This is a genomic window from Exiguobacterium sp. s142, assembly GCF_018618455.1.
Lineage (GTDB): Bacteria > Bacillota > Bacilli > Exiguobacteriales > Exiguobacteriaceae > Exiguobacterium > Exiguobacterium aurantiacum_A.
Genome location: NZ_JACSMB010000038.1, coordinates 1774 through 4772 on the forward strand (window position 1 = coordinate 1774; position 2999 = coordinate 4772).

Genomic DNA, 2999 nt, shown 5'->3' on the forward strand with positions numbered 1-2999 from the left:
TTGAAAACTGAAGATTCATCAAGACATCAAACCAAGAAAAATATGCATGGTCCGTTCGGACCGTGTGTCTTAGAAACGCTAGATCAAGGTAGAAAGGGCGTACGGTGGATGCCTTGGCACTAGGAGCCGATGAAGGACGCGACGAACAGCGAAATGCTCTGGGGAGTGGTAAGTGCACTTTGATCCAGAGGTATCCGAATGGGGGAACCCACCGCCGGGAGACTGGCGGGACACCCGTGTGAATACATAGCACGGTGTGAGGCAAACCCGGGGAACTGAAACATCTAAGTACCCGGAGGAAGAGAAAGAAAATTCGATTCCCTGAGTAGCGGCGAGCGAAACGGGAACAGCCCAAACCAGGAAGCATGCTTCCTGGGGTTGTAGGACACTCTATACGGAGTTACAAAGGGATAGGATAGGTGAACGACCTGGAAAGGTCGGCCAGAGAAGGTGACGGCCCTGTAGCTGAAATCTTATCCCCTCCAGAGTGGATCCTGAGTACGGCGGGACACGTGAAACCCCGTCGGAATCCGGGAGGACCATCTCCCAAGGCTAAATACTTCCTAGTGACCGATAGTGAACCAGTACCGTGAGGGAAAGGTGAAAAGCACCCCGGAAGGGGAGTGAAATAGATCCTGAAACCGTATGCCTACAAGTAGTCAGAGCCCGTTAACGGGTGATGGCGTGCCTTTTGTAGAATGAACCGGCGAGTTACGATGGCGGGCAAGGTTAAGCTGATGAGGCGGAGCCGCAGCGAAAGCGAGTCTGAATAGGGCGCATCAGTCCGTCGTCGTAGACCCGAAACCAGGTGATCTACCCATGTCCAGGATGAAGGTCAGGTAACACTGACTGGAGGTCCGAACCCACGCACGTTGAAAAGTGCGGGGATGAGGTGTGGGTAGCGGTGAAATGCCAATCGAACCTGGAGATAGCTGGTTCTCCCCGAAATAGCTTTAGGGCTAGCCTCGAGGTGAAGAGTTCCGGAGGTAGAGCACTGATTGGACTAGGGGCCCCCACAGGGTTACCGAATTCAGTCAAACTCCGAATGCCGGCAACTTGTACTCGGGAGTCAGACTGCGAGTGATAAGATCCGTAGTCGAAAGGGAAACAGCCCAGACCATCAGCTAAGGTCCCAAAGTGTATGTTAAGTGGAAAAGGATGTGGCGTTGCACAGACAACTAGGATGTTGGCTTAGAAGCAGCCACCATTCAAAGAGTGCGTAATAGCTCACTAGTCGAGTGACGCCGCGCCGAAAATTTAACGGGGCTAAACATACCACCGAAGCTATGGATTCCGTAAGGAATGGTAGGGGAGCGTTCCAAGCAGCAGTGAAGCGGTATCGTGAGGAGCCGTGGAGCGCTTGGAAGTGAGAATGCCGGTGTGAGTAGCGAAAAGAGGGGTGAGAATCCCCTCCGTCGAAAGCCCAAGGTTTCCTGAGGAAGGCTCGTCCGCTCAGGGTTAGTCTGGACCTAAGCCGAGGCCGAAAGGCGTAGGCGATGGACAACAGGTTGATATTCCTGTACCGCCGTACCACCGTTTGAACGATGGGGGGACGCAGAAGGATAAGGTAACCGTGCGACTGGAAGTGCACGGACAAGCAGCGAGGCCGTCGGGTTGGCAAATCCGCCCGGCACACAAGGTTGAGCTGTGATGTGGAGCCCGTAGGGCGAAGTACCGGATTTCACGCTGCCAAGAAAAGCCTCTAGTAAGGAGGTCGGCGCCAGTACCGTAAACCGACACAGGTAGGCGAGATGAGAATTCTAAGACGCGCGGGATAACTCTCGTTAAGGAACTCGGCAAAATGGTCCCGTAACTTCGGGAGAAGGGACGCTTATGGCAACATAAGCCGCAGTGAATAGGCCCAAACGACTGTTTAGCAAAAACACAGGTCTCTGCTAAATCGCAAGATGAAGTATAGGGGCTGACGCCTGCCCGGTGCTGGAAGGTTAAGGGGATGTGTCATCGCAAGAGAAGCACTGAACCGAAGCCCCAGTAAACGGCGGCCGTAACTATAACGGTCCTAAGGTAGCGAAATTCCTTGTCGGGTAAGTTCCGACCCGCACGAAAGGCGTAACGATTTGGGCACTGTCTCAACGAGAGACCCGGTGAAATCATAGTACCTGTGAAGATGCAGGTTACCCGCGACAGGACGGAAAGACCCCATGGAGCTTTACTACAGCCTGATATTGAGGCTTTGTACGCGATGTACAGGATAGGTGGGAGTTTGTGAAGCCGGAGCGCCAGCTTCGGTGGAGACATCCTTGGGATACCACCCTTTGCGTATAGAGTCTCTAACTCGCAGCCGTGATCCGGCTGGAGGACCGTGTCAGGCGGGTAGTTTGACTGGGGCGGTCGCCTCCTAAACAGTAACGGAGGCGCCCAAAGGTTCCCTCAGAATGGTTGGAAATCATTCGTAGAGTGCAAAGGCAGAAGGGAGCTTGACTGCGAGACCTACAAGTCGAGCAGGGACGAAAGTCGGGCTTAGTGATCCGGTGGTTCCGCATGGAAGGGCCATCGCTCAACGGATAAAAGCTACCCTGGGGATAACAGGCTGATCTCCCCCAAGAGTCCACATCGACGGGGAGGTTTGGCACCTCGATGTCGGCTCATCGCATCCTGGGGCTGGAGTAGGTCCCAAGGGTTGGGCTGTTCGCCCATTAAAGCGGTACGCGAGCTGGGTTCAGAACGTCGTGAGACAGTTCGGTCCCTATCCGTCGTGGGCGCAGGAAATTTGAGGAGAGCTGTCCTTAGTACGAGAGGACCGGGATGGACGCACCGCTGGTGTACCAGTTGTTCCGCCAGGAGCATCGCTGGGTAGCTACGTGCGGACGGGATAAGTGCTGAAAGCATCTAAGCATGAAGCCCCCTCCGAGATGAGATTTCCCTTTGAGCAATCAAGAAAGACCCCTCAGAGACGATGAGGTAGATAGGTCATGGGTGGAAGCACGGCGACGTGTGGAGCTGAATGATACTAATCGGTCGAGGCTTTGATCTAGAAA

At 54.3% G+C, this 2999-nt stretch carries 1 rRNA gene; it reads left to right on the plus strand.

Going from position 1 to position 2999, the window contains the following annotated elements:
- The first annotated feature begins 81 nt into the window (after positions 1-81).
- A 23S ribosomal RNA gene (locus KNP77_RS15650) occupies positions 82-2995 on the plus strand.
- Positions 2996-2999 lie beyond the last annotated feature (4 nt).